Genomic DNA, 21,470 nt, shown 5'->3' with positions numbered 1-21,470 from the left:
CTAGACAACGGCCCGGGCGTCAAGAGCGAGCGCGCCGGTTGGCGTGACGAGCAGTGGGTTGACCTCGATCTCGGTCAGCTCCGGATGAGCCGCCGCGACCCTGGTGAGGTGTTCGATCGCCTGTGCGGCGGCGTCGAGATCGACCGGCGGCGCGCCGCGGTGGCCGAGCAGCAGCGGCGCCGAACGCAGGCTGAGCAGCAGGCGGCGGGCCTGCGTGGCGGACACCGGAGCGAGCGCGAACACGACGTCGCGCAGCACCTCGGCGCTGACGCCGCCGAGGCCGAGCAGCGCGACCGGGCCGAACCGGGGATCCCACCGCACCCCGACGATCAGTTCGATCCCGTTGGTCAGGTCGGCCATCGGTTCGACGGAGTAGGACGGCGCGCCGAGCGATCCGTGCATGCGCTCGTGGGCGGCGGTCAACTCGGCCCGGTCCGCCAGCCGCAGCGCCACGCCGCCGGCGTCGGACTTGTGCAACAGGTGCGGCGCCTTGAGCACGTACGGCCCGTCGAAGAGGTCGTCCAGCTCGTCGACCGTGGAGAACTCGCGGACCGGCAGGAACGGCACTCCCCCGTCGGCCAGCAGCCGGCGGACGGCGAAGTACGACACGTCGGTGACCGGCGGCGCCGGTGCCGGCAGCGCCGGGATGCCCCGGTGTGCCGCCTGCCCGGTCACCGCGGCCAGTGCCCGCGCGGCGTCCTCGATCGCGTCGAAGACCGGTATGCCACCGGCGCGCAGGACGGCGCAGGTGGGCGACTCGGAGTACATCGACTGGACCACGACCGGGGTGGTGCTGGCAGCAACGTGCTCCACCATCGCCCGGGCCGCCGCCAGCTCACCGGCGCCCAGTCCCCCACTGAATCCGGAGGTGTCCGCGGTCGGCTCGGCCTCCGCCGAGTACCCGCCGAAGAAGCCGGTGAGCAGCACCGCGTCGACCTCGGAGGTGTCCAGCAGGGTGGCGACGGTGCGCGCGTAGGACTGCGGGTCCTGCTCGCCCATGCCGGCGAGGTCGACCGGGTTGCCCACCGCGGACGGGCCCCAGAGCTGGTCGCGCAGCGCGCCGGCCAGCTCCGGGCCGGTCTCCGGCACGCTCAACCCGGCCCGTTCCGCGACGTCGGCGGCGACGGCGCCGTGTCCGCCGCCGTCGGTGACCACGACGGTACGGCGCCCGATCGAGCGCCGCGATCCGCTCAGCGCGACCAGCAGCGTGGCCAGCTCGCGCGGCGTCTCGGCCAGGTGGATGCCGGCGTCGCGCGCGGCCACCCGCACCACGTCGGACGAGCTGGTCAGCGCGCCGGTGTGCGAGCGGGCGCCGCGGGCCGACGCCTCGCCGCCGCCGGCGCTGAGCAGCACGATCGGCTTGCCGGCCCGGGCCGCCGCCGACGCGAAGGCCCGGCCGTCGCCGAAGTCCTCGGCGTACACGGCGATCGCGCTGGTGTCCGGGTGCGAGGCGCAGTCGGCGACCAGGTCGACGAGGGTGACGTCGGCCTGGTTGCCGAACGAGACGAACCGGGAGAAGCCCAGCCCGTGGTGGTCGAGCCGCAGCTGCAACTCCAGCGCGAGATTGCCGCTCTGCGACAGCAGCGCGACGCCGCCGGGGCTGAACCGGTCCGAGGACAGGTAGACCTCGGTGGTGTTGTCCACCAGGCCGAGGCAGTTGGGGCCGACGAGCAGCGCGCCCGCGGCGCGGCACCGCGCGACGACGGCCTCCTGCCGCTCCCGGCCGGCCGCGCCGGTCTCGGCGAATCCCGCCGTGATGCCGACGATCGCGCGGGCGCCGGCGGCGAGGGCGTCGTCCACGGCTGCCTCGAACGACGCGGCCGGCACCGAGACGACCACCAGCTCGACCGGCTCGCCCAGCTCGGCGACGCTGGTCGCCGCGGTCCGCCCGAGGATCGTGCCGCCCCGGCGGTTGACCAGGTGGACCGGGCGCCTCGCGCCGGCGCGCAGCGCCTGGCGGGCCACCGCGTTGCCCCACTTCGCCGGGTCGTCACTGGCCCCGACGATGGCGACCGAGGCGGGGTCGAAGAGCGCCCGCAGGTCCCGGCTCATCGCTGCGCCAGCCGCAACGCCGCGTTCGGGCAGATACGCACGGCCGCCTCGGCGGTGGCCTGCTCACCCGGCGGCACCTCGGTGGCGCGCGGCTGGGCGTAACCCCACTCGTCGAGGTCGACGAGATTCGGGGCCTCTTCGTGGCACAGGCCGTAGGCCTGGCAGGCGGTCGGATCCAACTGCAGTTTCACGGTGCTCCTTGGGGGAAGTAGGGCTCGGTGGGCGGCACGAGCAGGCGCGCACCGGCGGCGGGTGGGTGGGCGAGGCAGGCGGGGCAGGGCCGCTCGGTGTGCTGCTCGGCCAGAGCGCCGTGCAGGCGCAGCAGCGAGCCGGCGACGCGGGCGGCGGCGTCGAGCAGCCCGCAGGCGCCCCGGCCGGGCAGGCCCGCGCTCCACCGGGCCAGGTTGGCCAGCCGCTCGGCGCCGGCGCCGGGATCGGCTCCGGTAGCCAGGGCGGTCAGCGCGTCGGCCAGGCCGCGCGTGCCGGAGACGCAGATGCCGCACTGCCGGGCGCTCTCCGCGGCGAGGTAGCCCACCGCGTCGGCGGCCACGGTGACCGGGCAGTCCTCCGGGCCGAGCAGCCAGATCGCGCCGCAGCCGAGCGCGCCGCCGGCCGCCGCGTACGCCTGCGGGATGAGCGGCAGGTCCAGCACCTTTTCGTCGAGCAGGCCGCCGAACATGCCGCCGACCAGGGCGCCCGACACCGCCCTCGGCCGGGAGAACAGTTCGCGCAGCGGCGTACCCAACGGCACCTCGGCCAGCAGCGGCGGCTGCCCGGCGCCGGCGACGGTGACCAGCAGATCGCCGGCCGCCGACCGGCCGGCGGCCAGCAGGGCGAGGTGTGCGAGGGTCTCGACGTTGGCCACCAGCGTGGGCGCGCCACCGACGCCCCGCTCGAACACCCGTGGCGGCTTGGCGGTGGGCAGCGCGGGCCCGCCGTCGAGGAAGCGGACGGCGGCGCTCTCCTCGCCCGCCACATAGGTCGACACGGCCTCGACCACCACGATCGGCACCGGCGGCGGCGCCACGGCCAGCGCCGCCCGCAGCCGCTCGGCGGCGACCGGGTCGGCGACGTAGAGGTAGCCACGGTCGGCGCCGATGACCTCGCACGCGCGGCGCAGGCCGTCGAGCACCAGGTACGGGCGGGCCCGCATGAGGTGGCGGTCCTTGACCGAGCCGGGCTCACCCTCGGCGCCGTTGGCCACCACCACCCGGGGGCCGGGCCGCTCGCGTACCGAACGCAGCTTCAGCGCGAGCGGGAACGCCGCGCCGCCCCGGCCGAGCAGCTCCGCCTCCTCGACCAGGTCGAGCAGCTCGTCGGGGGTCGGTCCGGTGCGGTTACCACCCCGGGAGCGGTACGCGGCGAGGTGCTCCACGGTGTGCGGGGCGGGCCCGAGCAGGTGCCCGGTGCCGCCCACCAGAATCGAAGGCTCGGTCACGACGCACCCTCCAGGGCGCTCAGCGCCGACTCCAGCGCCTCGCGCTGGCCGGCGGTCCAGTCGTACGCGGGGCCGGGCAGCCCGATCAGCATCCGGTGGTGGTCCAGCACGACGGAGGCGACGTGCCGGGCACTGTCTCGCAGCCGCGGGTCGTTCGCTTCCGCGGCTTTTACGACCAACTGGGTGACCTCTTCGAGGTATCTCAGCCAGCCGCGCTGCGTGCCGCGAAGCAGCAGCATTTCGATCCTGGACCGTTCCGTGACCGGCGAGCCGGCGTGCAGCACCGCGACGGCGGCGGGCAGCTCGCGTTCCGGTTCCGGGGTGAGGCCCAACCAGGCGAGTCGGGTGGAAGGTGGCCCATGCATGGGCCGGACACTAACTAATTGATTAGTTAGCCGGCAAGACCTTGACATGCCTGCAAAGACGGGAGCACTCTCACTAACCAATTAGTCAGCCGGGCGTCGAAGGGAGTTAACTGGTGGGTAACAAGGCCTCGGAAAACAGCGCGGCATTGGCCGCCCGTTTCTATACCGATCCCCGCGTCGCCGAGTTGGAGACCACCCACGTTTTCGCCTCCAGCTGGCAGCTGGTCGGCCACGAATCCGACCTCCCCCGGCCGGGTGCGCGCATCATCGCGCCGATCGCCGGCCGCGAGGTGCTCGTGGTGCGCACCGAGGACGGCGGCCTGGCCGCCCACCTCAACGTGTGCCGTCACCGCGGCTCGCGGCTGGTCGCCGCCCCCGAGCCGGAGGGAAAGGCGATCCGCTGCCCCTACCACGGCTGGACCTACAAGCTGGACGGCTCGCTGGTCGGCGCGCCGGAGAGCCGGACGATCCCCTGCCTCGACAAGCCGAAGCTGGGCCTGTTCCCCGTACGCGTGGAGTCGTTCCTCGGCCTGCTGTTCGCCAACCTCGACCCGAACGCGGTGCCGCTGCACGAACAGGTGCCGGGGCTCGCCGATCTGATCGGCCGCTATCTCGGCAGCGACCTCGAACCGGTCGGCCGCTATCGCATTCAGGACACCGCCACCGAGGCCCAGGACGCCAACTGGAAGGTGGTCGTCGACAACTACCTCGAGGGCTACCACGTTCCGGTGGCCCATCCCGGGCTGATGCGCCTGCTCGACTACCAGCGCTACACGGCGACCATCGAGAAGTCCTATGTCTACTTCGAAGTGCCGATCCGCGACAAGCCGTCGTCGAACTGGCTGGAGCGGCTCTACCAGCGCTTCGCCAGCCCGATGCCGGGCCTGCGGCCCGACGACCACCGGATGTGGCGCTACGTCGTCATCTACCCCAACACCCTCATCGACCTGTATCCCGACCACATCATCGCCTGGTCGGTGACTCCGCTCGGAGTGGCGCGCTCCGGGCTGCCCGGCGCCTTCTACGCTAAGCCCGGCACGAGCTGGCGGACCCGGCTCGCGCAGCGGCTCAACATCAAGATCGGCTGGATCACCAACGACGAAGACGCCGAACTGGTCGCCCGGGTGCAGAAGGGCATCGCCACGCCCGGTTGGTCGCCCGGCCCGCTGTCCCAGCGGGAGGCCGCCGTCGGCTGGTTCGCCGACCGGATCCGGGCCGACCTGGCGGCGCCACCGGCGCCGATGGAAGCCGCTCCGACGCTGGAGAAGGCACCGCAGGGAGAAGCACGATGAGCGACGCACGCACCGAGCAGACCCGACGCCGCATCGTCCAGGCGGCCTGCGACGCGATCGCCGAGGTCGGCTTCGAGGGCGTGCGGATGCGACTCATCGCCGAGCGGGCCGGTGTCTCCACCGCGCTGCTGCACTACCACTTCGACAATCGCGAGAAACTCTTCCTGGCCGCGATGGCCTATTCCTTCGAACACGCCGGCGCGGAGGACTATCAGGCCGCGCCGCCGACCGAGCAGCCCAACACCTGGATGCTGGCCCGGATCATCGACGCCTGCCTGCCGCGTACCCCGGAGCTGCGCCGCGACTTCCTGCTGTGGCAGGAGCTGTGGTTGCGCGCCGCCCGCGACGTGGACTCGCGGCTGCTGGCGGTGGACCTCTACCGCCAGATGCGGGACTGGGCCGCCGGCGTCATCCAGGCCGGCATCGCCAACGGCGAGTTCACCGACTGCACCGTGAGCCGAGTGGCCGACCTGCTGCTCGTGCTCACCGACGGCTACGGCATCCGGCTGCTGCTGGACGACCCACAGCTCACCCTCGACGACGCGCGGGCCGCGGTATGGCTCGCGCTGAGTGCCGACCTGGGCCTCACCGGGGCTTTCCCCGCGTCCAAGGTCTCCCTCCGCCGATAACCCGTCCGCGTCCCACCATCCCCGGCTCCCCCGCCGGGGCGATCCACCCTGCCCCCCTCCCCGGAAAGGTGGTTCTCCTATATGTCCATACCGTTGTCCAGACGAACCCTGCTGGGCGCGTCGCTGGCCGGCCTGGCCGGCTTCGCCACCAGCGGCTGCGCGTTCACCCAGGACTCGCCGAGCAGCTCTTCCTCCGCCGTACCCGAGGACACCTCGCCTCCGGTCCAACCCAAGATCGACGGCGACCTGGTCTACTTCAACTGGGCCGACTACGTGGACCCCACGGTCTTCGCGGGCTTCAGCAAGGAGTACGGCGTCAAGGTCGTGCAGTCCAACTTCGACTCGATGGAGTCGATGGTCGCGAAGATCAACGCCGGCAACGCGTACGACCTGATCTTCCCGTCGGCGAAATGGACCCAGCGGCTGGCCCGAGGTGGCAAACTGCGCCGTATCGACCACACCACGCTGCGTAACGCCGAGTCCGTCTTCGGCACGTACTCGTACTTCGCCGACCCCTGGTACGACCCCAAGTCGGCGCACAGCATCCCGTTCTCGATGTACAAGACCGGCATCGCCTGGCGCAAGGACAAGCTCGGCGAGACCCTCACCGGCTCGTGGGCCGACCTGTGGAACCCGCGGGCGAAGGGCTACACCTACGTGCTCGACGACCGGGACGAGGCGTTGGGCATGGTCGCGCTCAAGCTCGGCCTCGACCTCAACACCTCGGCCGAGGAGGACCTCAAGCGCATCGTCACCGAGCTCAAGGGACTGCGCCCGAACCTGCGCGGGTTCTCCAGCGACGACTGGAACAACCTGCTCAGCGGCAACGCCCACCTCACCCAGGCGTGGAGCGGCGACATGGTCGCCGTGCTCAACCAGGCCAAGGACGCGGCCAAGTACGGCTTCGAGGTGGCCAAGGAGGGCGCGCCGGTGAACTCCGACTGCTACGCGATCCCGACCAACGCCGCCCACCCCGGCACCGCGCTGCTGTTCATCGACTACATGCTGCGCCCGGAGAACGTCGCGAAGAACATCGCCTACATCGGCTACCCCATGCCGGTGAAGGGCGCCGAGCAGGTCTACGCGCCGCTGATCGAGGCCCTGCCGCAGTGCGCGGTGACCGCGGCGGACCTGCGCCAGGACATGATGTTCCGCAACGGCACCCAGCAGCAGGAGCAGGCCCGTGACAAGGCCTGGACCGAGGCCAAGGCCGGCTGAGGCGTGAAACGTCAGCACACCGGCAACCGTGCACCGGGTAGCGGCCTGTGGTCCGCCCTGCTGCTACCCGGCACGGCCTGGATGTCGGTCTTCTTCGTGGCGGCGCTGCTGCTGGTGACCGCGCTCGCGTTCGGCAGCACCGACGAGCTGGGCAACCCGCGCTTCGGCACCTCGCTGGACAACCTCGCCGCCGTGGGCGACCCGGTGTACCGGGTGGTGATCCTGCGGTCGCTGCTCTACGCCGCGGCCACGTCCGTGATCTGCCTGCTGGTGGCCTATCCGGTCGCCTACGCCATCGCGCTGCACGGCGGGCGCTACAAGAACGCCCTCGTCGCCGCGATCGTCGTGCCGTTCTTCGCCAACTACCTGGTGCGCATGTACGGGTGGTCGGTGCTGCTCGCCGACGAGGGGCCGGTGCTGCGGTTCGCCCGCTGGCTCGGCGCGCCGGAGGACTGGCGCATCGTCAACACCGGCTTCGGCGTCGTGGCCGGGCTCTGCTACGGCTTCGTGGTCTTCATGATCCTGCCGCTGTACGCGGCGCTGGAGCGGATGGACACCTCCCTCATCGAGGCCGGCCGCGACCTCTACGGCGGTCCGCTGCGCACCTTCCTGTTCGTCACCGTCCCGGCCACCCGCCAGGGCGCGGCGGCCGGGCTGGTGCTGGTCTTCCTGCCGGCCATGGGCGACTTCGTCAGCGCGTCGTTCCTCGGCGGGCCGGACCAGGTGATGATCGGCAACCTGATCCAGAGCGCGTTCTTCGGCGGGCAGAACTGGCCGCTCGGCTCGGCGCTCACCATGCTGCTGATGGTGGTGCTGCTCGTGGTGATGGGCGGCTACCTGCGGCGGATCCGCCGCGACGAGAGCGAGGCCCGATGAGCAACGTCCGCCGACCCCGCTTCGCGATCGGCACCACCATGGCGTTCTTCGCCCTGCTGTACGCGCCGATCGTGGTCGTGGTGCTGTTCTCGTTCAACGGCCAGAAGTCGCTGAGCGTCTTCAAAGGGGTGAGCCTGCGCTGGTACGAGGCGTTCCTCAACGACCAGGAGCTGCTGCAGTCGCTGGGCATGAGCCTGCGCGTGTCGCTGGTGGCGATGGTCGGGTCCATCGTGCTCGGCGTGGCGCTCGCGCTCGGCCTGGTGCGGACCAAGGGCGCGCTCGGCACCTTCGCCGGCCTCGTCATGCTCGTGCCCCTGGTCACGCCGGAGATCGTCACCGGCGTCGCGTCGATGATGCTGTTCAAGGGCTTCGGCATCCCGCTGTCCACCGGCACCGTGATGATCGCCGAGGTGACGTTCTCTATCTCGTACGTCACCGTCATCCTCCGCTCCCGGGTCGCCGCGTTGAACCCGGAGCTGGAAGAGGCGGCGATGGACCTCGGCGCGACGCGCTGGCAGGCGCTGCGGCTGGTGACGCTGCCCGCGCTGCTGCCGGCCATCCTGGCCAGCGCGGTGCTGATCTTCGCGCTGGTCTTCGACGACTTCGTCCTGGCCTACTTCACCACCGGCGTCACGCCGCAGCCGCTGTCGGTGCGGATCTACTCGGCGATCCGGTTCGGCGTGCAGCCCACCATCAACGCCGTCGGCACCCTCATGCTGCTCGGCTCGATCGCGCTCATCGCGCTGGCATTGGCGATCCCCCGCTTCTTCGGCCGCCGTGGTGGCCTGTCGATCCTGTCAGGAGAGTAAGCATGGCGCACCCGGCCGTCCGCCTCACCGCCGTCACCAAGTCGTTCGGCACCGCACCGGCCGTGCGGAACCTCGACCTGGACATCGCCCAGGGCGAGTTCTTCGCACTGCTCGGGCCGTCCGGCTGCGGCAAGACCACGACACTGCGCATGCTCGGCGGATTCACCACGCCGACATCCGGCAGCATCCACCTCGACGGCGTCGACGTCACCAACCACCCGCCCAACCGTCGCGACGTCAACACCGTGTTCCAGAGCTACGCGCTGTTCGACCACCTCACCATCTGGGACAACATCGCGTTCGGGCTCAAACGCAGGGGCCGCCCCACCGCGGAGATCCGCGAACGCGTCGGCGAGATGCTGGACCTGGTCCAGCTCGGCGACATGGCGACGCGGCGGCCGCGCACGCTGTCCGGCGGGCAGCGCCAGCGCGTGGCGCTGGCCCGGGCACTGGTCAACCGGCCCAAGGTGCTGCTGCTGGACGAGCCGCTGGCCGCGCTCGACCTCAAGCTCCGCCGCCAGATGCAGGTGGAGCTCAAGCAGATCCAGCGCGAAGTCGGCATCACGTTCGTGTTCGTCACCCACGACCAGGACGAGGCGCTCACCATGGCCGACCGGGTCGCGGTGATGAACGGCGGCGTCGTCGAGCAGTGCGGCGCCCCCGAGGACGTGTACGAGCGGCCGGCCAGCCGGTTCGTCGCCTCGTTCATGGGCACCTCGAACCTCATGACCGGCGTCTATTCCGGCGGCACGGTCACCCTCGACGGCGATGTGCGACTGCCGGTGGCCCAGCGCACCGACTGCGCCGACGGCAGCACCGTGTCACTGTCGGTGCGGCCGGAGAAGATCTGGCTGTCCGACTTCGAGCCGGGAATGGTCCGGGTCACCGGGGTCATCCGGGAAACCGTCTACTCCGGGCCCACCACCACCTATCTCATCGACCTGGCGCCCGGCCTGCGCGTCGCGGCGCTGGAACAGAACACCGCGCGGGCCCGGCGGGAGGACCGCTGGGAAGGCGGCGAAGAGGTCGAGCTGGGCTGGCGGCCCCAGGACTGCCTGGTGCTCGCATGAGGCACAGCGTGATCGTTCTCGGCGCCGGCCTCGCCGGGCTGAGCGCGGCCCGCGACCTGGCCGCCGCCGGCGTGGACGTGCTGGTGCTGGAGGCCCGGGACCGGGTCGGCGGCCGGGTCGAGCAGGCCACACTGCCGGACGGACGGCTGGTCCAGCTCGGCGGCGAGGTGGTCGGCCACGCGCACACCGCCTACCTGGCGCTGGTCGCCGAGCTGGGACTCAGCCTGGTGCCGTCCTATGTGAACGAGCCCGGGGACATCGTGCGGGCCGTGCCGGAGGGCGTCTCCGCCGGCGACCCGCCGGGCTGGTTCGGCGCCGGCGACGCCGCCTGCGACGAGCGGGTGACCGCCGCGTACGTGCGGCTAGTCCGCGGTGTCGACCCGGACGACCCGTGGTCGCACCCGGACGCGGCCCGGCTCGACGCGCTCAGCGTCGGCGCCTGGCTGCGCGCCGAGGGCGCCACCCCGGCGGTGCTGCGGCTGTGGGAGATCGGGCAGCTGAGCCTCGCCAGCGGCGCCTGCGAACGCACCTCGATGCTGGCCGCGCTGCGCAAGTCGGCCGCCGTGCCGAGCACCGGACACTACGAGGTGGCCGACTGGGAGTGCCTGCGGGTCACCGAGGGCTCCGCCACCGTCGCGCTGCGTCTCGCCGAGGCGCTGCCCGGCCGGGTCCGCACCGGTGCGCCGGTCGCCGCCGTCGACATCGCGCCCACCGGGTGCACGGTGCGGCTGGCCGACGGCGAGACGTTCACCGCCGGCGCGGTGGTGAGCGCCCTGCCGGTCGGCCCGCTGCGCGACATCGAGATCCGTGGCGTCTCGGCCGAACGGCTCGCGTCGCTGCACCAGCAGCGCCACGCCCGCGCGGCCAAGGTGGCCATCGCCTACGACCGGCCGTTCTGGCGCGACCTCGGCCTGGGCGGCCTGTCGGAGTCCGAGGCCGTCCTCGGCAGCACCTGGGTGCAGCGCGAGGGCGTCCTGTCGGCGCTGGTCCCCCCGGAGCGCCTCGGCGTCCTCGACGGCATCCCCGCCCACCTGCGGCAACGGGAGCTGCTGGCCGAGGTGGCGCGCATGTACGGCGACGAGGCACTCACCCCGAGCGCGTTCTACCTGCGGAACTGGGGCCGGGACCGGTGGACCCGCGGCTACGTGACGCAGTGGGCACCGGGCGACGTGATGGCGGTCGGTCCGCTGCACGGCACCCACGAACCACCGTTCTACGTGTGCGGCTCCGACCAGTGGGTCGCCGGCTACCTGGAGGGCGCCGTCCGCACCGGGCGGGCGGCCGCGGCGGAGGTGCTCAAGCATGGGTGAACTGACGTTGGTCGACCCGGTGACCGGTGCCGCGCACGGCCGGGTGCCGATCGCCACGGCCTCCGACGTGGACGCCGCCTGCCAGGCCGCGTACACGGCGTTCGGGTCGTGGTCGCGGACCAGCCCGGCCACCCGGCAGCGGGCGCTGCTCGGCCTCGCCGACGCCATGGAACGCGACGCGGACCGGCTCACCGAGGCCGAGTGCCGCGACACCGGCAAGCCCCGGGAGCTGTTCGCCGCCGACGAACTGCCGGCGATCATCGACACGCTGCGCTTCTACGCCGGCGCCGCGCGGGCGCTGCCCGGCCAGACCACCGGCGAGTACGCCGACGGCTTCACCTCGATGCTGCGCCGTGAGCCGATCGGCGTCTGCGCCCAGATCACCCCGTGGAACTACCCGCTGATGATGGCGGTGTGGAAGATCGCGCCGGCCATCGCCGCGGGCAACACGGTGGTGCTCAAGCCGGCCGAGACCACGCCGTCGACCGCGCTGCGGCTGGCCGAGCTGGCCGCCGACCACCTGCCCGCCGGGGTGCTCACCGTCCTCTGCGGCGACCGCGACACCGGCCGGCTGCTGGTCCGCCACCCGGTGCCCCGACTCGTCGCGGTCACCGGTAGCGTCCGCGCCGGCCGGGAGATCGCCGCCGAGGCCGGCGCCGGGCTCAAGCGGGTCCACCTCGAGCTGGGCGGCAACGCCCCGGTCGTGGTGTGGGACGACGTCGACGTCGACGCGGTGGCCGCGACGCTGGCGCCGATCGCGTACTACAACGCGGGCCAGGACTGCACCGCGCCGACCCGGCTGCTGGTCCACGACCGGATCCACGACGCGTTCGTCGCGGCATTCGCCTCGGCGGCCGCGGCGCTGCGCCAGGACGTCCACTACGGGCCGCTCAACAGCGCCGCCCAACTCGCCGGGGTGCGGGCGGTGGTGGCCCGCCTGCCCGCACACGCCACGGTGGTGTGCGGTGGAGGAACGCCGGGCGGACCCGGGTTCCACCACGAGCCGACGGTCGTCACCGGGGTACGGCAAAAGGACGACGTCGTGCAACACGAGACGTTCGGGCCGGTCGTCACCGTGCAACCCTTCGGCACCGAGGAGGAGGCCCTGCGGCTGGCCAACGGCACGCCGTTCGGGCTCGCCGCCAGCGTATGGACCCGCGACCACGGTCGCGCCATGCGGGCCATGCGCGACATCGACGCCGGCATCGTGTGGGTCAACACGCATGGCACGACGGTCTCCGAGATGCCCCACGGCGGTATCGGCGACTCCGGGCACGGCAGCGACCTCGCGATGCAGGGCCTCCTGGAATACACCCGGGTCAAGCACGCGATGTCCGCGCTCGACTGACCTGGAGGCGCGGAGTCGCGGCCGCCGTCCTTCCCCCCATCACGGCGGCCGCGACTTCCGCTCACCCGCCGTCGTGGAGAAACTTGACGGCGGTCAGTACGGCTCCCGAGGCGATCGTCATCGTTCCGCCTCCAGCGCCGAGCGTGACCACCACGCCGCCGCCCGCGGCGGAGGTGAGCAGACCCGCCACCAGGCCGACGAGCCCTCCGATGTCACGTGTCACCCGATATCTCCCGCCCACCCGTACCCGGATGATCCGCTGGTGTCGGTCCATCGGAAACGGATCCATACAGTTCCCGCAGGCGCCCCTGGACGTCGATGTGATCATCCAGGCACTGAAGTGCGGCCCGGCGGCGCTCTCGAAAAGGCGGTTGAGCCGCGGTTGTTCATTGCCTGTCATCCTGCACCCCCTCCTGCCTCCCTGCCGTCTTCGACGCGGATTCGAGCGATCTCCTCCGCCAGCGTCTTTCGCGCGTGCCGCAGATGCGATCGGACGGTCGCGGCATTCGCGCCGGTGAACTCCGCCACCTCGGCGACGCTGTAGCCATCGATCGTCCATGCCAACACTTCGCGCTGCTTGTGCGGCAGGGGACCGAACCATGGCCAGGAGATGGCGCACCTGTTCGCACGGGCCCTGGTGCACCCGTTCCCGCGCGAACGACGCCACTGTGGACCCCTCCCGCCGCTTCTCCTCGACGCAGCGTCGGTAAAGATTTGGGCGGCTTGATCATCGCGGGTCGCATGATCCTGGCTCACCAGCCCGGTGACGACGCACAGATGGGCAAGCTCGGCATCTTCCTCGCCGCCTGCGTGCTGGCCGGCGTCATCCCGAACGTCATCGACGCGCTGGCCTGAGCCGCGCCCGGCCGACACCGATTCACCACGGGGAGGACCTGATGTCGACGAGACCGATTTCGCCGACCCGTCGCCGTGGACCCGGCCGCGGTTCGTGCTCGCGGCGGTCTTCCTGGCCCTGGTGGTGCTGCTCGGCATCGACGTCGCCGTGTGGTCCCTCCGGCGACGAGCCGGGCTCCGGACCGGCAGGCGCACCCGTGGCGCCGGGTCAGGCTCCCGCGCCGGCGCCGAGCGCGTCGTCGGTGCTGCCCACCGCGTCACCCGACCCGCGCGCCGGGTGACGTGACGTGGCAGCTGGCCGGGCGGCACTCCGTGCCGGTGAGCGCGTCGGCCGGCCCTCGCACGGTCGCCGGTGGGGTGGCCTCCGGCTACGCCCGGACCCCAGGATCCTTAGGTTCGGGGTTCGAGTCCCCGGCGGCCCACCTAAACCGGCTCTGACCTGGGGCGCCGCTACGGGCGGAAGGTCGCTCAACGGTTCGGATACCGCTTTTGTTTCCGGAAATGGCCTCAGAGGTGTTCGGCGACCGAGGACTTGTCGCCCCGGGGGTCGCGGCCAAGGTACACGCTTGCGGTCATCGCCGGATCCGAGTGCCCGAGCTGATCGGCGATGCGCGCGATGGGAACTCCCGCCTGGTCAAGCAGCGTGGCCACGGTCCGCCGCAGGGTGTGCGGTGTGGCCCATCCGAAGCCGCTGGCGCTGAAGGGACACACGCGCGCAACGGCCTTGGCGGAGTTGCTGGCATCCCAGCGTCGTTCGGGCTCCTTTAGGTGGTGGGGCGAGGAGAACACCAAGCCGTCCGTCCCGGTCGTGCCGGCGCGGATCTTGAAGCGGGCGATGAGCCAGTCCGGCATGGTGAGGCGTCGCTTGGCGGCCTTCGACTTAGTGCCGTTGATGTCCACGGCACCGCTGTCCAGATCCACCTCGTCCAAGCGCAGCGAGCGCGCTTCGTTGATGCGGACGCCGAATCCCGCCATGAAGGCAAGAAGGTCGGCAACGGCCTGGCGCTTGCGTCGGGTAGACGGCGAGATGGTCTCGCTGAGCGCCATCTTGTCCGCGTATCCATCAACGCGTTGAAGAGTCAGCAGAACGCAGAGAAAGACTTTGGGAGATTCCTTCGAGCAGAGATTGCACAGAAAGGACACAAGTACGACCGAGGCGTTCAGATTGGCAACGGGTTCAGTTCCACCCAGCTCTCCGACATCAGGGCCGAGGTCAACGCTGGCCCGGTGCAGCTCACCAACAACGGTGGACTGGTTAAGCGAACCGTGGAATTCGGCATCGTCGCCAGCGGGCCGTATCACTTGCATGCCCTCGCAGAAAGGTAGACAGAGTCATCGAGCATTCTAAGGGAACCTTCGCTTCGGGTCTTGGCCGCATCAGCGAGGGTAACTACTCTACCGAGGCAGCCGGCCATCGGGGAACACGGCCAGAAGTACTTCCAGCTAGGCGCTCAGTTCACCTTCATCAGTAAGGCACCTACCGAGTGACCCACAGGCGGGAGAGCGAGAAGCTGCGGCACTCGCTCCCCCGCCCAATGCAGACAGCTCCGGACCGGCACCTCGTACTTCAGCGACTGATCGACACGAACCAGCCACGACGGCTTGGAAACCGCGGCAAAGTGCGGGAAGCTAAGACGTGCCGGTCATGAAGGATCGGCTCAAGGGGTCATACCCCCACCCCTGCTGCCGGTGATAGGGGTTGCGCGGCTGTTCATGAAGTGACGCAGGCTATTCGGATCGGGAGGTAGCAATAGGGCGCACCAAAACGTCCATCTCGGGCATTGTCCTAGGCGTAATGGACCCCTTCTTCTGCCAGCCCCAGCGCTCGTAAACGCGACGCGCCAAGGCGGCCGGATTGCTGGCAAGAATCGCGATAGCTTCTGAGCGCCCGTCCAACAAGCTGTCGAGTAGGCGGCGTCCAATACCCGCGCCTCGATACCGGCTACGCACCATCCATTCAGCAACACTGAACTTCCGAAGCTCGTTCAGGTCGGCGGGCGGGGGGCTGGCCGCGGGCTCTATCCATTCTCCAGGGGGAATGGTGAACCCGTATGCGGCTCCGGCGATTTCTTCAGCGATCAGAGCTAGGACAAGCTTAAATCCATCTTTGCTTACTTCGGCGTTGATCCATCGCTTAAATTGGTCGACATGTTCAGGACCTTCACAGTAAGGAGGCTCGGCATATACCTCGGCGTAAAGCTCGATCAGTGCAGGGAGGTAACGGCGAGCATCTGCACCGCAGACGGTTTTGTACGTCACTTCGTCCATGCTCAGGCCGTCCGGGTAGTGGGACTGATGAACCGTTCTCGCAGATCCGTCGCTTCTTTGCGGCGTCGTTCCGCTGGCGGCAGTACGGCGAAAACGGTCTCGGTCATCTGTGAGAGCAGCGCATTATGATGGCTGACCGGCAGCTCATCGAGGGTTGCGGCCGCGTGACGAAGCCCATCCGGGATGTGGCCGGACTGAATTAAGCAGGATGCGCGGTGCATACCCATCTGCGCGCGCTCGCGCGCGAGTGTTGGATCCGCCCCGTAAAGCTCAAGCGCCCAGTCCTGTGCGGCGAAAGCGCGCTCTGTGTCACCGACTCGCGTGTAGACGTACGACTCTGTATAGCGAAGCCGAACCTCCGGCCACCCGAACATGGACTCACCGTCGGCAGCGACATCGGCCGGCATCCGTTCGGTGAGGTAGGCGGTGGCGTGTAGCGCCTCAACAGCCCCAGTGGTGTCGCCTGCGACCGCGAGGGCTTGCGCTTGGCCTGCCATAAGGCCCGCAGAGCCAGAACACACGCGTCCAGCAGCAAGGGCAACGCTTCCCTCTGCTAGCGCCAGGATATCTCGCAGAGGGCGGTTCTCGTAGGTCCCATTAACAACCTCCCAATCACGCACCCAGACACGAACGGCCAGGTCATTCGAGCTGTCTGCGTAGGTGCGTGCGGTTCTCCACCAACGGCGAGCCGCAGTCGATTGGCCGGTTGAGGCGAGAGTCATCGCCATCACCGCCGACAGTTGACCAGCCACTCTGGCCAGATCGGCATTCGCCTGTGCCGCAATCACGTGTTGCAACACTGTGAGATCAACTGCTAGTTGGGCCAGCAGCTCACCCGGCGGCCTGGTGTAAAAGTCGCGGGCGTAGTCGGCTGCGATGGCTTGCCAGTCGTCGGTGTCGCAATCGGATGCTTGACCGAGCCCGTGCCTCAACGCCTCCAAGGCGACGCCGGTAGAGGAAGCGCCGACAGCGAGTCCTGTCATTGCGCCAAGGAGAAGCGTGCGGCGTCTCATGGTTTCTTCCTCTCCCTCCTGCGCCTGTGTGTTCTTCGCCGTGGGCTGCCATCGGGTCACAAGACCACCGTCGGCTGCGAGGGCCTGGTCGCAGTAGTCGGCCCATTCGCGGGAGCACCGTGCCTCGCCACGTTCAATGCGGCCAAGGTAGCTCCAGTCGATGCCTGCCTTCGAGCCCAACTGCCGCAGCGACCAGCCGCGCTCTACGCGGAGACGTCTGAGCATGCCGCCGAAGTCTTCCACCGCAGCACTCCAGTCGTGTGGCTATGTGGCACCACAGGGCACCACGCGGCACCCCTGTTGGGCGCACACCGCAGCTGTGACGCTACCGAAGCGAGCACGACAAGACAGTGGCAAAGGTTGATCAACATTCCGAAGAGCCCGAGCAAGATCCCCCAGACTCCGAGGTGGCACAACGCGTGCTGGACGGACCCGCTTGAGCTGGGCTGAAGGATTGGAAGCCAACGCCAGCCCTCACAACTGCCGCTCGTCGTCGCTGCGACCCGACGCGTGGCGGCGGGCGGGCCTCACGACCAGCAGGAGTGCCGCGATAAACCGACGCTGTCGGACCGACGCGAACCGAGTAACTGAACTACATGTCCCAGCAGGCGCCGCATGCCGGCTAACGCTGTTCAAACGCGTGTGACAACGGCAACACCCGACATGCGCTGTGACATTGACGTAACCGATCTAGCACCAAGGCAACCATGTCAGGACGGAGGACAATCGTGCGAACACCTCCGGCTACGTTGCCGCAGCGGACACCAGGTGCCCAACTGCCGATCGACGCTCCACCGCGCTATGTGGGCCGCGCCAAGATCCCACTACCTGAGGGCGTAAGGATTGACGACGCTGCCCACCTCACCATTCACGACCTAGAGCGCTTGCGTGACGCGATACGCGATTGGGACCAGATGGCCGGCTCTCACGTACCCCCTCTGCCCGGCGAGTTCTACGCACTGTCCGAAGAAAGCTATCGGTACGGCGTCGGGCCGGTCCTCGTTCGCATCGTCACAGTGAACGCCCTTCTGCCGTACCACGGAGAACCATGGTGGCAGGTAACCGCCGACTACACACTCGGAACGCCCGAGCGACATGCTCCAGGCTGGCGACCCGTCGAATTCTATCTTCGCGCTGAAGGTTTGGCGTCGGCGCTCATCCAGCACCAGGCGCAGCCATAAGAGGGCGACGCCTGATGCTGCTCTGAAACCTTGCAAGGTAGTCGAACTGCCGAAGTAGCTATTTGTCTAATGCGGAGGTGAGTACATCATGTCCGTTGCCGATGACGCGGCAGCCATTCTATCGCTTGCGGAGAACGGGCTACCGGCGCAATCGCTGGCAGCGATGCGCGACGAATTGGACCAAGTGGAGAACCAAATTCAGGGTATTGTCGGTGAAACTCAGAATGATTACATCATGGGCGCCTACGTTCAGTTGAACTCGGCGAAGGAAGACATCGACCGAGCGCGCGCAGCGATCGAAGGTGTTCGGGAATCGCTCAACTCGTATGCGAGGTGGCTGTTCGGTGGCGGTTGAGGAGGTGGTGCCTCAGGCGGCCAACCGCTGGCGTCTAGCGGTAGCGACGCATCGCAGAAGCCATCCGAGACTCCGCCCTCACCAGACATCCCGAAAGCTATTCGTGATGTTGCCGGGAAGCTGCGGCTACCTCCAAACGCGAAGGTTGCGGGAATCGCAATCAATGAAAAAGGGATGCCGCTGCACCTGAGCGTGATTGTCAACGGGGAGGCGGGGCAACTCGTCAACAATGCTGCAACCTTGCGAACCGAGGATCGTCCATGGGACACGAAAGGCAATGTGGCCCTGACCCACGTTGAGGGTCACGTTGCTGCTCTCATGCGAAAGCTTGGCGGCCCAAGAAAGGTTAGCTTAGTCGTCACCCGTGATCCTTGCGAAGGGCCGTATGGCTGCGACGAGCGACTACCCGATATACTCCCGATCGGATCAATGCTCGCTGTATACGTTCGCGAAGGTGGCAGTTTGCGGTACTTCAAGACGTATGAGGGCAACGGAGAGGCGGTCAAGGCCAGTGACGACGTTTAGCGTTCAATGGGACAACGGAAAGAAGATCGTTTCGGTCGACAACGCCACGGATCTTGAATCGGTCCTCGATAGGATCGAGAAAGAGCGCGGACCAGACGGTCTCCACTTTGTTGTGGACATTACAAATGGCGAGTTGATGCGCCGCCTGCCAGTCGGCCTACACATGACAGTCGGGCATCCGAAGCGCAACAAGGTCATCTGGATGGGGCCAGGCGACGGCATCGGCTATGAACCGGAGCTTGAGCCGTGGCATGGCGAGACGATCGAGTTCGACTATGGGCACCTCCCTACTGAGGAACCGCCCGAGTACCTGCGCGTTGGCCGCGAGAAGGCACGTGAAGCGGCTCGGGAGTTTGTTCGCACCAACAAGCGTCCAACCTGCCTGTTATGGGACAAGCCGTGAAGAGACGCACTTTGGGAATGGCCGGAAATTGGCTGCCTCGGGGGGTTCACCCTCAGGCGCTCCGCATAACGCGAAGGGAATCTGGGGCGCAGTCGTCCACCTCGCTGGCGGGACTCTACGGGATTGGGTTGAAGGTGCCATCCAGAGTTACGGTACAGCTAACACCTCGGCCCCCGAGGAATCCTCCCTCGAATGTTCCACCACCCACTAGTACTGCGTGCCCGGACTGATCTATCGCGGACCCTCCTGCCGCAAGCGTGCTAAGGATGATATTTAGGTCGGAGTCCTCCTCATAAAACGGCAAGTCTAGGGAGTGATCGAACCGCAGTAGGGTTCGAATCGTTAGGTTGCAGCCGGGAAGCACGTTGCCGGTCGCTGATCGCTGAAGACTTACGGTTGTAACATTCGCACCAAAGACGCCAGCATCAAACGGCATAGAGACGATATTGTCCATCCGGAGCAAAATCACAGCATCTCTCTGCGCATTGAAGAACGCAACTGCGCCGACGGGCGATGACTGATCCGGAAAGGCCGGGTCGCTGAAGGTAATTGTAGCCGCACCCCCGAACACCGACTCAATGGGTGTCGGATTGCTTGCACAGGTGGCGTAGGCCGCCTCGCGCTCAGTCTAACTCAACAGTTTTAGAGTGGCCCGTCTGGAGGGATCCGGCTTCCGTGCTGGGGCTGTCTAGCAGAGGGTGGCGGATAGACGCCTGCCGCTCCTGAGCCTGGCTGATGGAAACGAGGGGCGGCGGGGTATAGACCTGGGACGGCAGGGCCAGCCGGATATGAGCCGGGGGCTGTTTGGGTTGGGTGCGAGAGTGCACCAGCGGGAGGCATGGGGGGCAGGTTCTGTTCGTGAAGCACGGGCTTGAGGCGTGCTTTTCCCTTCTTGTCTAGAGCGGTGGCCAAGGCGTGCAATGCCACGGTCGGACCGATGGCAAGCACGAATAGGAAGATCGCTCCAACCCAGATGCCGGCAAAGCTAAGGTCCTTTACGATCCATGTCGCGATTACAATCGCCCAGGAAATGAGCCAAGGGAGGCTCAAGTAGTAGAGTATCCGTATAGTCCTAGCTCCGGGAGAATCGAGCGAAGTCAAGAACAAGACCCGCAAGTTGAGATGCGGCCCCTTTCTGGGCGGCCTCGCCTCGAATACCTTCATTGCTCGCCTGTATGCCTGGTCGAGCGCTTCCACTGCTCGTTTGCGCTCTTGTTCATTTAGGCTGGGTAACTCACTAGTTTGAGAAAGGGCTCTTGCCCACGTCTCAACTGCATTCATTTGGCTGATTGCCTCGTTCAGCTCGCTCCGACGGACAGCGTCTTCGTTACGGCGTTCGCGCCAGTCGCGTCCCCAGACGCCGGCTGCCGCGACTAGTCCTGTCGCGATCGGGGCCAGCACTGCTACGGCCAACGGGACCATATGCACGAGCTCCATGCCAATCACCCCAAAGGATTCGGATGTGTCACGCTATTCCTGCGTCCAGTGCAACGGCACCGGTCTGACCTAGATCGGTCACAGGGAGGATCCCTGGACCGGCATCTTGTCCAGTCCATGCCTTACTGAGGGGTTCGTCAGCGTTCGACGCCGGCAGTCACCTCTCCCTCTCGTTGCATCACTCAGTGATGCCCATGAGGGCGAGGCGCCACATAGGCGCTAGTCCATGGTGGGATCGTTGACCACCGCCGGCCGATGTGACCGACGGCCCTCATCGGCCACTTGACGTTCGATGGCGCGCACGGCAGGACTGCGTTGCGGGGCATCGACAATGTGTGTTCCGCAGGGGATATGGCTGAGCCTGGCTCACGGCTCATCACGGGCGGCGGCTCTGCAATGCGGCGGGAGGCTGGCGGGAGCAGGACCTCGCGCGAACGACGGATGCCCCAGGTCCGGTGTGAGCCGAGCCCAGGGGCGTCGCCGCGTTACCGATTTATTTACCGACAATGGGCATGATCCGGAGTTCTCGCGGGTGACCGCCGATGAGACTGCCACCCCCTGCGAAGCCAAGTAAGTCCAGGTCAAGACAACGATTGATGATCTGCCGTGCACCTTCATGATCACCCGCCCCTTTACTCGAAAGGTTCAGGGCAGCGCGACGCCGTACGACATACCTGTCGTCCTCGCCACCCTAAAGATTCCTACCGGAGCGTTGACCGCCGTCGTCGGATTGGTCGCCATCCGAGGTGACTTCGTGCCCGGGCTGTCCGGCTTGGACTCGCAGGAACAGATTCTTGCCTACGCGCTCGTCCTCGGCTATGCCCAGCAGCTGGCGACCGGATTTCTCGACCGCAGGGCTGAGGGACTGGCGAAGGGACTCCCGGCCAAACCGGTGCCACCAACCGAGGAAGATGCCGTCCGTACCGAACCACCGCGAGGATCGGCCGAGCGCCTGAGGAAGGGGTTGGCCGCGCTGCGTCAGCGGTAGAGCACATCGAAACGGTTGACGCTGGCGCTGCTCCACGG

Annotated in this window: 22 protein-coding genes; 13 read left to right on the top strand and 9 right to left on the bottom strand. The window is 68.2% G+C overall.

All coding sequences use genetic code 11. From position 1 onward, the window contains the following. From AB0M36_RS18175 to AB0M36_RS18160, 4 genes are read right to left on the bottom strand one after another with little or no spacing between them, the layout of a single operon-like run. On the bottom strand, positions 1 to 2,052 hold the full coding sequence (locus AB0M36_RS18175; RefSeq protein WP_364158676.1) for an acetate--CoA ligase family protein: 2,052 nt from the start codon (positions 2,050 to 2,052) through the stop codon (positions 1 to 3). Continuing rightward, positions 2,049 to 2,243, bottom strand: a complete 195-nt coding sequence (locus tag AB0M36_RS18170) for a ferredoxin (protein WP_364158673.1) — start codon at positions 2,241 to 2,243, stop codon at positions 2,049 to 2,051. The genes AB0M36_RS18175 and AB0M36_RS18170 overlap by 4 nt, the downstream gene beginning before the upstream one ends. Then, entirely contained in the window at positions 2,240 to 3,490 is a 1,251-nt protein-coding gene (locus AB0M36_RS18165; protein WP_364158670.1) for an NADH-ubiquinone oxidoreductase-F iron-sulfur binding region domain-containing protein, read from the bottom strand. The genes AB0M36_RS18170 and AB0M36_RS18165 overlap by 4 nt, the downstream gene beginning before the upstream one ends. Beyond that, a complete protein-coding gene (locus AB0M36_RS18160; RefSeq protein WP_364158668.1) occupies positions 3,487 to 3,855 on the bottom strand; it encodes a hypothetical protein in 369 nt (122 codons plus the stop codon). The genes AB0M36_RS18165 and AB0M36_RS18160 overlap by 4 nt, the downstream gene beginning before the upstream one ends. Before the next feature lie 113 nt (positions 3,856 to 3,968). Here AB0M36_RS18160 and AB0M36_RS18155 point away from each other — a divergent pair, with 113 nt between their 5' ends. The 8 genes from AB0M36_RS18155 to AB0M36_RS18120 all read left to right on the top strand — a co-directional run bounded on the left by AB0M36_RS18155 (position 3,969) and on the right by AB0M36_RS18120 (position 12,407). Beyond that, complete coding sequence (locus tag AB0M36_RS18155; RefSeq protein WP_364158665.1) at positions 3,969 to 5,147, top strand: aromatic ring-hydroxylating dioxygenase subunit alpha; 1,179 nt, start codon at positions 3,969 to 3,971, stop codon at positions 5,145 to 5,147. Beyond that, the gene (locus AB0M36_RS18150) at positions 5,144 to 5,776 is read left to right on the top strand and encodes a TetR/AcrR family transcriptional regulator (protein ID WP_364158662.1); all 633 of its coding nucleotides are present in this window, start codon (positions 5,144 to 5,146) and stop codon (positions 5,774 to 5,776) included. Before AB0M36_RS18155 ends, AB0M36_RS18150 begins: the two co-directional genes overlap by 4 nt. Before the next feature lie 81 nt (positions 5,777 to 5,857). After that, a complete protein-coding gene (locus AB0M36_RS18145; RefSeq protein ID WP_364158659.1) occupies positions 5,858 to 6,994 on the top strand; it encodes a spermidine/putrescine ABC transporter substrate-binding protein in 1,137 nt (378 codons plus the stop codon). Positions 6,995 to 6,997: 3 nt separating this feature from the next. After that, on the top strand, positions 6,998 to 7,870 hold the full coding sequence (locus tag AB0M36_RS18140; RefSeq protein ID WP_364158657.1) for an ABC transporter permease: 873 nt from the start codon (positions 6,998 to 7,000) through the stop codon (positions 7,868 to 7,870). After that, positions 7,867 to 8,679: an ABC transporter permease gene (locus AB0M36_RS18135; RefSeq protein WP_364158654.1), complete on the top strand. Its 813-nt coding sequence runs from the start codon at positions 7,867 to 7,869 to the stop codon at positions 8,677 to 8,679. The genes AB0M36_RS18140 and AB0M36_RS18135 overlap by 4 nt, the downstream gene beginning before the upstream one ends. Before the next feature lie 2 nt (positions 8,680 to 8,681). Next, the gene (locus tag AB0M36_RS18130; protein WP_364158651.1) at positions 8,682 to 9,749 is read left to right on the top strand and encodes an ABC transporter ATP-binding protein; all 1,068 of its coding nucleotides are present in this window, start codon (positions 8,682 to 8,684) and stop codon (positions 9,747 to 9,749) included. After that, positions 9,746 to 11,059, top strand: coding sequence for an NAD(P)/FAD-dependent oxidoreductase (locus tag AB0M36_RS18125; RefSeq protein ID WP_364158648.1), 1,314 nt, complete (start codon positions 9,746 to 9,748; stop codon positions 11,057 to 11,059). The genes AB0M36_RS18130 and AB0M36_RS18125 overlap by 4 nt, the downstream gene beginning before the upstream one ends. Further along, on the top strand, positions 11,052 to 12,407 hold the full coding sequence (locus AB0M36_RS18120; protein WP_364158645.1) for an aldehyde dehydrogenase family protein: 1,356 nt from the start codon (positions 11,052 to 11,054) through the stop codon (positions 12,405 to 12,407). The genes AB0M36_RS18125 and AB0M36_RS18120 overlap by 8 nt, the downstream gene beginning before the upstream one ends. Positions 12,408 to 12,468: 61 nt before the next feature. On the opposite strand, the gene AB0M36_RS18115 is transcribed toward AB0M36_RS18120, so the two are convergent. Both AB0M36_RS18115 and AB0M36_RS18110 read right to left on the bottom strand, forming a co-directional pair. Beyond that, positions 12,469 to 12,681, bottom strand: coding sequence for a hypothetical protein (locus tag AB0M36_RS18115; protein WP_364158642.1), 213 nt, complete (start codon positions 12,679 to 12,681; stop codon positions 12,469 to 12,471). Between the two features lie 122 nt (positions 12,682 to 12,803). After that, a complete protein-coding gene (locus tag AB0M36_RS18110) occupies positions 12,804 to 13,163 on the bottom strand; it encodes a sigma-70 region 4 domain-containing protein (RefSeq protein ID WP_364158639.1) in 360 nt (119 codons plus the stop codon). A 193-nt stretch (positions 13,164 to 13,356) separates the two neighbouring features. Here AB0M36_RS18110 and AB0M36_RS18105 point away from each other — a divergent pair, with 193 nt between their 5' ends. Then, entirely contained in the window at positions 13,357 to 13,548 is a 192-nt protein-coding gene (locus AB0M36_RS18105) for a hypothetical protein (protein ID WP_364158637.1), read from the top strand. 221 nt (positions 13,549 to 13,769) lie between these two features. Here the strand turns inward: AB0M36_RS18105 and AB0M36_RS18100 are convergent, their stop codons facing one another. The 3 genes from AB0M36_RS18100 to AB0M36_RS18090 all read right to left on the bottom strand — a co-directional run bounded on the left by AB0M36_RS18100 (position 13,770) and on the right by AB0M36_RS18090 (position 16,786). Next, positions 13,770 to 14,570 (bottom strand): tyrosine-type recombinase/integrase, encoded by an 801-nt coding sequence (locus AB0M36_RS18100; RefSeq protein WP_364158634.1) that lies wholly within the window; start codon positions 14,568 to 14,570, stop codon positions 13,770 to 13,772. Between the two features lie 420 nt (positions 14,571 to 14,990). Next, positions 14,991 to 15,530 carry a GNAT family N-acetyltransferase gene (locus AB0M36_RS18095; protein ID WP_364158631.1) on the bottom strand — a complete coding sequence of 180 codons (540 nt, stop codon included), beginning with the start codon at positions 15,528 to 15,530 and terminating at the stop codon, positions 14,991 to 14,993. A gap of 2 nt (positions 15,531 to 15,532) precedes the next feature. Beyond that, positions 15,533 to 16,786, bottom strand: a complete 1,254-nt coding sequence (locus AB0M36_RS18090) for a helix-turn-helix transcriptional regulator (RefSeq protein ID WP_364158629.1) — start codon at positions 16,784 to 16,786, stop codon at positions 15,533 to 15,535. A gap of 1,026 nt (positions 16,787 to 17,812) precedes the next feature. Here AB0M36_RS18090 and AB0M36_RS18085 point away from each other — a divergent pair. From AB0M36_RS18085 to AB0M36_RS18070, 4 genes are all read left to right on the top strand, one after another. After that, a complete protein-coding gene (locus AB0M36_RS18085) occupies positions 17,813 to 18,079 on the top strand; it encodes a hypothetical protein (RefSeq protein WP_364158626.1) in 267 nt (88 codons plus the stop codon). 27 nt (positions 18,080 to 18,106) lie between these two features. Further along, positions 18,107 to 18,604, top strand: coding sequence for a DddA-like double-stranded DNA deaminase toxin (locus AB0M36_RS18080; RefSeq protein WP_364158788.1), 498 nt, complete (start codon positions 18,107 to 18,109; stop codon positions 18,602 to 18,604). Further along, positions 18,591 to 19,007, top strand: coding sequence for an Imm1 family immunity protein (locus tag AB0M36_RS18075; RefSeq protein ID WP_364158624.1), 417 nt, complete (start codon positions 18,591 to 18,593; stop codon positions 19,005 to 19,007). Before AB0M36_RS18080 ends, AB0M36_RS18075 begins: the two co-directional genes overlap by 14 nt. Before the next feature lie 2,053 nt (positions 19,008 to 21,060). Further along, entirely contained in the window at positions 21,061 to 21,432 is a 372-nt protein-coding gene (locus AB0M36_RS18070) for a hypothetical protein (protein ID WP_364158622.1), read from the top strand. Positions 21,433 to 21,470 lie beyond the last annotated feature (38 nt).

Source organism: Actinoplanes sp. NPDC051346, from assembly GCF_040682215.1.
Lineage (GTDB): Bacteria > Actinomycetota > Actinomycetes > Mycobacteriales > Micromonosporaceae > Actinoplanes.
This window is presented reverse-complemented; position numbering and strand designations above follow the sequence as displayed.